The 6787-nt window shown below is 73.4% G+C and carries 7 protein-coding genes; 1 reads left to right on the top strand and 6 read right to left on the bottom strand.

Features of this window, described 5'->3' with window-relative positions; all coding sequences use genetic code 11:
• Nucleotides 1-139 precede the first annotated feature (139 nt).
• The 5 genes from ACIQU6_RS39515 to ACIQU6_RS39495 all read right to left on the bottom strand — a co-directional run bounded on the left by ACIQU6_RS39515 (nucleotide 140) and on the right by ACIQU6_RS39495 (nucleotide 4227).
• On the bottom strand, nucleotides 140-1198 hold the full coding sequence (locus tag ACIQU6_RS39515) for a hypothetical protein (protein ID WP_403486612.1): 1059 nt from the start codon (nucleotides 1196-1198) through the stop codon (nucleotides 140-142).
• Nucleotides 1195-2163 (bottom strand): hypothetical protein, encoded by a 969-nt coding sequence (locus ACIQU6_RS39510; protein WP_403486610.1) that lies wholly within the window; start codon nucleotides 2161-2163, stop codon nucleotides 1195-1197. Before ACIQU6_RS39510 ends, ACIQU6_RS39515 begins: the two co-directional genes overlap by 4 nt.
• Before the next feature lie 19 nt (nucleotides 2164-2182).
• Nucleotides 2183-2971, bottom strand: coding sequence for an LPXTG cell wall anchor domain-containing protein (locus tag ACIQU6_RS39505; protein WP_403486608.1), 789 nt, complete (start codon nucleotides 2969-2971; stop codon nucleotides 2183-2185).
• A gap of 227 nt (nucleotides 2972-3198) precedes the next feature.
• Nucleotides 3199-3687, bottom strand: coding sequence for an ATP-binding protein (locus ACIQU6_RS39500; RefSeq protein WP_403486606.1), 489 nt, complete (start codon nucleotides 3685-3687; stop codon nucleotides 3199-3201).
• Between the two features lie 171 nt (nucleotides 3688-3858).
• Nucleotides 3859-4227, bottom strand: a complete 369-nt coding sequence (locus ACIQU6_RS39495) for an STAS domain-containing protein (protein ID WP_274915368.1) — start codon at nucleotides 4225-4227, stop codon at nucleotides 3859-3861.
• A gap of 273 nt (nucleotides 4228-4500) precedes the next feature.
• Between ACIQU6_RS39495 and ACIQU6_RS39490 the strand changes: the two genes are divergently transcribed.
• On the top strand, nucleotides 4501-5439 hold the full coding sequence (locus ACIQU6_RS39490; RefSeq protein ID WP_403486604.1) for an RNA polymerase sigma factor SigF: 939 nt from the start codon (nucleotides 4501-4503) through the stop codon (nucleotides 5437-5439).
• Nucleotides 5440-5556: 117 nt separating this feature from the next.
• Here ACIQU6_RS39490 and hutI read toward each other — a convergent pair whose 3' ends face one another.
• Nucleotides 5557-6738, bottom strand: coding sequence for an imidazolonepropionase (gene hutI / locus ACIQU6_RS39485; RefSeq protein ID WP_403486602.1), 1182 nt, complete (start codon nucleotides 6736-6738; stop codon nucleotides 5557-5559).
• Nucleotides 6739-6787: the final 49 nt, after the last annotated feature.

Genomic DNA, 6787 nt, shown 5'->3' with positions numbered 1-6787 from the left:
GGTGGGGGTGCCAGACGTAAAGCGAAGCAGTCTGGCACCCCCACCCCGCAGGCCCGTCACCGCACCCCGACAGCCCCGCGCAGCGGACCAGACAACTCGACCCGCCCCGCGCAGCGGACCGGCCCCGTGGAGCGGAAGGTCATTCGGGACCCCGCGCCGGAGGCGGCGGCGCCGGAGGTCGCGGCGCCGTGTCCGGGGAGAACCACGGAAGGGCGGTGGTGACGCCCGGCGGGGCGGGAGAGACGCGCGGGCGCGATGGGTGGTTGACGACGGCCATCCCGCCGCGGAAGAGCAGCGTGGGAACGACCACGCACAGCAGGAGCCAGAAGAGGGTCATGCCCCAGGGGCGGCCGACCTCCCAGGGTTGTTCGACGAGGAGGCGGTCGCCGTACTTGAGGGAGACCAGGTAGTCGCCGTGGGCCCCGGCGGCCAGTTCCACCGGGAGCCTGACCTCGGCCCTGCGGCCGGCGGGGACCGTGCCGTGCCACTGCTGGTTCTCCCACGTGGGCGCGAAGACGCCGTGCGAGGTGCCGACCTTGAAGGCCGGGTCCTTGGCCGGCGCCGAGCCCAAGTTGCCGAGCGTGACGGTCAGTTCACGCTGCGGCGGGGCGCCGAACCAGGTGAGGAGCCCGCTGCTGCCGGTCAGCCGGGGCTGGGCCAGGACGGCCAGCCGGCCGGCGCTGACGTCCTGCGGCAGCGGCGCCACCGGGTGCCCGGCGACCTTGAACGCGGCGTCCGCGGTGGCCGCCCGGCCGGTCACGGTCGCCACGTGCACCACACAGGGGCAGGCTTTGGGCGGCTCGGCCACCGGGAGCGGCGCCCGGAAGGCGCCGTGCGCGTCGGTGGTGGCGGTCCGACCGTCGCCGTTGGCACAGGAGTTGGTGCCGCCGATCATGTTCTGGCCGCAGATCAGCAGCGTCAGCAGGGTGCGCGGGCGCCAGCCCTGTCCGTTGACGGTGATGCTGCCGCCGACGCCCGCCTCGTTGGGGGAGACGGCCGCGGACGGTTGGTCGGCGGACGGGGCGGCGCTCGCGGTCGGCGGTGCGGGCAGTAGGACCGGGAGCAGGGCCAGGGCGAGGGCGAGCGCCGCGCGCAGGGCGGACCGGCGGCGCCTCCCCCGGCCGGCCCGCGGGCGTCGACCCGCCGTGTCGCAGGGTGCGGCCGCCGCCGTCCCGTCGAGACCCTTCTCGCCGTTCACGCGCGCACCTCTGATCCCGTCGTCGCGGCCTTCGTGGTGTGGGTCGTGGTCGAGGTGTCCGAAGTGGTGTTCGTTGCGTCGCGGGGAGCGCCGGCCGTGGGGCGCGGGCCGGGGTGGCCGGGCGGGCCGCCGGTGCGGTGGCGGCGGCGCCACCACAGTGCGGCGCCAACGGCCGCCAGGAGGAGCAGCGCGGCGGGCACGCCCCAGGGGACGGCGGTGTAGCGGGCGGTGGCGGTGTCCCGCGCGCCGCCCGTCGCGGTCGCGGTGAGCGTGACGTCCGCCGCGTCCAGAGTGGGCGGATCGGGCCAGGTCTCGGTGCGGTCGACGCGGGCGCCGGGCGGGAGCACGTCTGGCAGGGTGCGGGCGGGACGGCGCAGCAGCGGCCCGAAGAGGCCGTCGGCGCGGACCGCCAACCGCGGCCGGAGCGCGGTGTTGCCGCGGTTGACGAGGGTGTAGCGGAGCACCGCGGCGTCGCCCCGCCGGGTGACCGTGAGGTGCTCGACGGTGAGTGCGGACAGCGCGGGCCCGGTCACCCGCAGCCGGAGCGGGATCCGACTGCGGGCGGTGGGCTCGCCGCCGGTGACGGTGAGCGCGCCGGTGTGGCCGCCGGGGGCGGCGTCGCGCGGTACCGCCACGGTGAACGGCACGCTCGCCTGGGTCCGCGGCGGAACCGTCACCTCCGACCGTGCGGGGGCGAGCCACGCCCCGACGCCGTCCCCGCCGTCGCCCGCCAGGTGCACGGTGACCGGCCGGCCGGACGGGTTGCGGACGGCCAGTCGGTCGGTGAGGGCGGTGCCCGGCGGGCCCTCCAGGTAGAAGGACGTCCGGGCGGGGCCGGTCGGCGCGGCGGACCAGCCCCCCGCGGCGGGGGCGGGCGGCCGGGCCCCGGCCGCCGCGGGCCACAGCAGGACCGCGGCGACCGCGAGGGCCGCGCCGGCGACCGCGGTGCGGGGACGGGACGGCATCGGCGGCTCCCGGTGGGTGTCAGGCCCGTTGGTGACGGCGGGTCAGCCAGAGCACGCCGGCCGCGCCGGCCAGCAGGACGGTGCCGCCGAGGGTGCCCAGCGCGAGGGCGGAGTCGGCCGGTCCGGTCTGCGGCAGTTGGCCGCCGGTCGAGCCACCGGTCGAACCGCCGGTCGCGGAGCCGCCGCTGGCGCCGCCGGCACCGCCGCTGGTACCACCGGCGGTCCCCCCGGAACTGCCGTTCGTGCCGCCGCTGGTGCCGCCCGAGCCGCCGCTGCCCTTGACGTCCAGGGTGAGCGAGGGCTTGGGGTGGTTGCTCGGCGTGCAGGTCGTGGTGGTTCCCAGGGCCTTGATGGTGAGCGTGGAGGCGGTGAAGGTCACCTTGCCGCTGGCCTTCGGGGTGTAGGTCCCGCTCAGGTCGCTGATCTTGATGGGGGTGTTGGCCGGTATCGCCTGGTCGTTGGGCGGCCCGGAGACCGGTACGGTGCCGTGTTCCGCGCCGCCGAGCTGGATCAGGGCACTGGGTTTCATGGCGCCCTTGCCCAGTTCGACGGGGCTGGAGGAGACGCCCTTCTGGAACGACATCACCAGCTTGTAGGCGCTGCCGCTGGGCGTCCCCTTGATGTCGATGGGCGAGACCGCCCCTTTGTTGCCGATCGGCGTTTTGCACTGGTAGTTGACGTCGACGACCTCGGCGTGCGCGACGGGCGCGGTGAACAGCACCGCGGAGCCGGCCGCCGTTGCCGCGGCCGCGAGCAGCCCGGCCGCCCGCCGCGGCCGCCTGCCGTGCTGTGCGTGGAAGCGGGCCACCTTGAGTTCCCCTTCTCCCGGGAGAGCGCGCCGCCCCACTTTGCTGACGGCACATCAGATTGGGCGTCAAGGTACGCCCGGGAGGTTGCCGAGGGAAGGCACCGCACAGCCCCGATGCGGGGCACCGGCCGGATCGGCCCGGAAGCCGGCGTTCCGCGGCGGCCGTCGGACATGACGGAGCGCGGGCCTCCCGGCCCGCGCTCAACGCCCCTGGTTGCGCCGCGTCTTCAAGACGGGGCGGCCAGCTCCGCCCAGACGGTCTTGCCCGCCCCGTCGGCGTTGCGCACCACGCCCCAGTCCAGGCAGAGCCGTTGGACGATGAACATGCCGTGGCCGCCGGGGCGTCCGGGGCGGTGCGGGCTGCGCGGGGACGGCGAGCCGGCGCCCAGGTCGCTCACCTCCAGGCGGAGCACCTTGGCCGCGCAGCGCAGCCGCAGCTCCTCCGGGCCCTCGGCGTGCAGGCAGGCGTTGGTGACCAGTTCGGAGACGACGAGCAGCACGTCCTCGGCCGCGGCCCGTTGGTCGGCGGTGGCGGCCGGGAGCCAGCCCCAGTCCTGCAACGCCTCCCGGGCGAAGTCGCGGGCCCGCGCCACGGCGCCCCGGGTGCCCGCCAGGCGCAGCCGGCGGATCTGGCCTGCCGGGACGGCGGCGGCAACGCCGGCGACGCCCGGCTCCGGGCCGAGATCGCCCGGCGGGTACGGCCGGGTGGTGCTCATCAGCGCTTCACCTCACCGATTCGCCTGTTCACGACAACAGTTAACTGATCTGATTCAACGGATTCAGGTGTCTCCTGCCCGACCGGACCGCGAGAACACCCACTAGTTGGGTACGGAAGTTGTGACACCGACTACGCACCCGGAACGCATCGTTCCGGACTTCGCGGCCGGTCAGTCGGTCAGGGCCGCGTCGACGGAGTCGTGCACCGTGAAGACGGCGTCCGCGCCGGTGATCTCGAAGACCCGGGCCACCACCGGTTGCATCCCGGCGAGATGGACGCCGCCCCCCGCGGCCTCCGCCTTCAGCCGCGCGCCGAGCAGGACGTTCAGACCGGTGGAGTCCATGAAGTCCAAGGGTGAGCAGTCCACTACGAGGCGTGCGTATCCGTCGTCCACGCAGCCCTCCAGCGATTCGCGCAACAGATCCGCCGTGTGGTGGTCCAACTCGCCCGCGACGGTCACGACCGCGCTGGCGCCGTGATGGCGGATCCCGACGTGAAGCCGACCCCGGCTTGCACTGCCGACCGTCCCGCGGTCCATGCGAGCGCACCCCTTTTGCTGCCTAGACGACTGTTGTGGTGACGACCTTGCTTTGCGACTGCGCCTGTCGAACCCTACGCCTTCCTGACGCCGGCCGGTAGCTGTAGAAGGGGCATAGTTCCGCAATGCGGACAACTCGCACTTGCCTTCTTCCGTCGAACCCAGGTAGGCGTAGAAGGACACATTCGAAACGGCCGGCTTTGGAGGCGCCGCACACCGCAGTTCCACGCAGAGGCTTCGGCAGCCATATGCCGAGAACGATGGAGGAGACACATGTCACCCCGGCTCGACGAATTGCGTATCGAGGACGAGCACATCCCCGCATCGTCGACACCCCGGTCGGAAACGGCCGGACGTATTCCTTCCCAGTCGCACGCCGCGGCCGAAGAGCGGCTGAGCGTGCCCGAACTCGACGGCCTGCCCGAGATCCCACCGTTTGACGAAGTGGGTCCGGTGGATGCCAGGGCGCTGTCGAAGACGCTCTTCGAGCGCCTGGAATCGCTGGAAGAGGGCACGCACGAATACGCCTACGTCCGTAACACCCTGGTCGAACTGAACCTCGCGCTGGTGAAGTTCGCGGCCTCCCGGTTCCGCTCTCGCAGCGAACCCATGGAGGACATCGTCCAGGTGGGCACCATCGGTCTGATCAAGGCGATCGATCGTTTCGAACTCTCCCGCGGCGTCGAATTCCCGACCTTCGCGATGCCGACCATCGTCGGCGAGATCAAGCGTTTCTTCCGCGACACGAGCTGGTCGGTGCGGGTTCCGCGACGACTCCAGGAACTCCGCCTAGACCTGGCCAAGGCGGGCGACGAACTGGCGCAGAAGCTGGACCGTGCACCCACGGTCGGCGAACTCGCCGAACGCCTCGGCCTCAGCAAGGACGAGGTCATCGAGGGCATGGCCGCGAGCAACGCGTACACCGCGAGCTCGCTGGACGCCCAGCCCGAGGAGGACGACAGCGAAGGCGCGCTGGCGGACCGGATCGGCTACGAGGACCACGGCCTCGAAGGCATCGAGTACGTCGAGTCCCTGAAGCCGCTGATCGCCGAACTCCCCTCCCGGGACCGGAAGATCCTCTCGCTGCGCTTCGTGGCCAATATGACGCAGTCCGAGATCGGCGAGGAGCTGGGCATCTCGCAGATGCACGTCTCCCGACTGCTCTCGCGCACCCTCGTCCGGCTCCGCAAGGGCCTGATGCTCGACGAATAGCCCGCGGTCGGGGCCGACCGGCGAGGTCGGCCGACGCCCGTGCACACGAGGGCCCGCCCCGGAAACGTCCGGGACGGGCCCTCAGTGCGTCCGGGGGCGGGCCCGGGACGGCCGTCCTCAGAGGCGAACGCCGTTGTGCCAGACGTCCGTTACCAGCGGCACACCGGGCCGGTAGGCCAGGTGCACGTGGGAGGGCGCGTCCAGCAGGACCAGGTCCGCGCGGGCGCCGGGGGCGATCCGGCCGACGTCGGTGCGGCGCAGCGCCCGGGCGCCGCCGGCGGTGGCCGACCACACCGCCTCGTCCGGCGTCATCCCCATGTCGCGCACGGCCAACGCGATGCAGAACGCCATGGAACTGGTGAAGGACGAGCCCGGGTTGCAGTCGGTGGACAGCGCCACGGTGGCACCGGCGTCCAACAGCGGGCGGGCGTCGGGCCATTGGGCGCGGGTGGAGAACTCGGCGCCCGGGAGGAGCGTGGCGACGGTGTCGGACTGGGCCAGCGCGTCGACGTCGGCGGGGGTGAGGTGGGTGCAGTGGTCGGCGGAGGCGGCACCCAACTCGACCGCGAGCTGCACGCCGGGGCCGTGGCCGAGCTGGTTGGCGTGCACCCGGGGCGTGAGGCCCTTGGCCCGGCCGGCGGTGAGGACGGCGCGGGCCTGGTCGCCGTCGAAGGCGCCGCGCTCGCAGAAGACGTCCACCCAACGGGCGTGCGGGGCGCAGGCGTCGAGCATCGGCCCGGTGACCAGCTCGACGTAGCCGGCCGGGTCGTCGGCGTAGTCCGGCGAGACGATGTGGGCGCCCAGGAAGGTCACCTCGTCGGTGTGGGCGGCGGCGATCCGCACCGCCCGCGCCTCGTCCTCGACGGTCAGGCCGTAGCCGGACTTGATCTCCTGGGTGGTGGTGCCCTGGCGGAGGCCCTCGGCGAGGTAGCGGGCGACGTTGGCGTGCAGCGCGTCGTCGGCGGCGGCGCGGGTGGCGGCGACGGTGGTGCGGATGCCGCCGGCGGAGTAAGGCCGCCCGGACATCCGGGCGTTGAACTCCTCGGTGCGGTCGCCGGCGAAGACCAGGTGGGAGTGGGAGTCGACGAAGCCGGGCAGGCCGGCCCGGCCGGCGGCGTCGACGGCGTTGTCAGTGGCGGGTGCTTTGCTGGAGGGACCGACCCAGGCGATGCGGTCGCCGTCGATGACGACCGCGGCGTCCTGGAGCAGACCGAGGGGGCCTTCACCGAGGGAGGGGTCGTTGGTGACGAGCTGGGCGATGTGGGTGATCGCGGTGGTCGGCGCGGAAGTCGTCGTCATCGCGGGGGTGTTCTCCTTCGTCCGCGGGCGGCGCGGGCCTGGGGGTGGC

The organism is Streptomyces sp. NPDC090442 (assembly GCF_044769405.1).
GTDB lineage: Bacteria > Actinomycetota > Actinomycetes > Streptomycetales > Streptomycetaceae > Streptomyces.
This window is presented reverse-complemented; position numbering and strand designations above follow the sequence as displayed.

Coding starts and splice junctions, on each gene's coding strand:
- ACIQU6_RS39500 (WP_403486606.1), bottom strand. CDS start 3,687: ATGAGCACCACCCGGCCGTACCCGCCGGGCGATCTCGGCCCGGAGCCG.
- ACIQU6_RS39510 (WP_403486610.1), bottom strand. CDS start 2,163: ATGCCGTCCCGTCCCCGCACCGCGGTCGCCGGCGCGGCCCTCGCGGTC.
- hutI (WP_403486602.1), bottom strand. CDS start 6,738: ATGACGACGACTTCCGCGCCGACCACCGCGATCACCCACATCGCCCAG.
- ACIQU6_RS39490 (WP_403486604.1), top strand. CDS start 4,501: ATGTCACCCCGGCTCGACGAATTGCGTATCGAGGACGAGCACATCCCC.
- ACIQU6_RS39495 (WP_274915368.1), bottom strand. CDS start 4,227: ATGGACCGCGGGACGGTCGGCAGTGCAAGCCGGGGTCGGCTTCACGTC.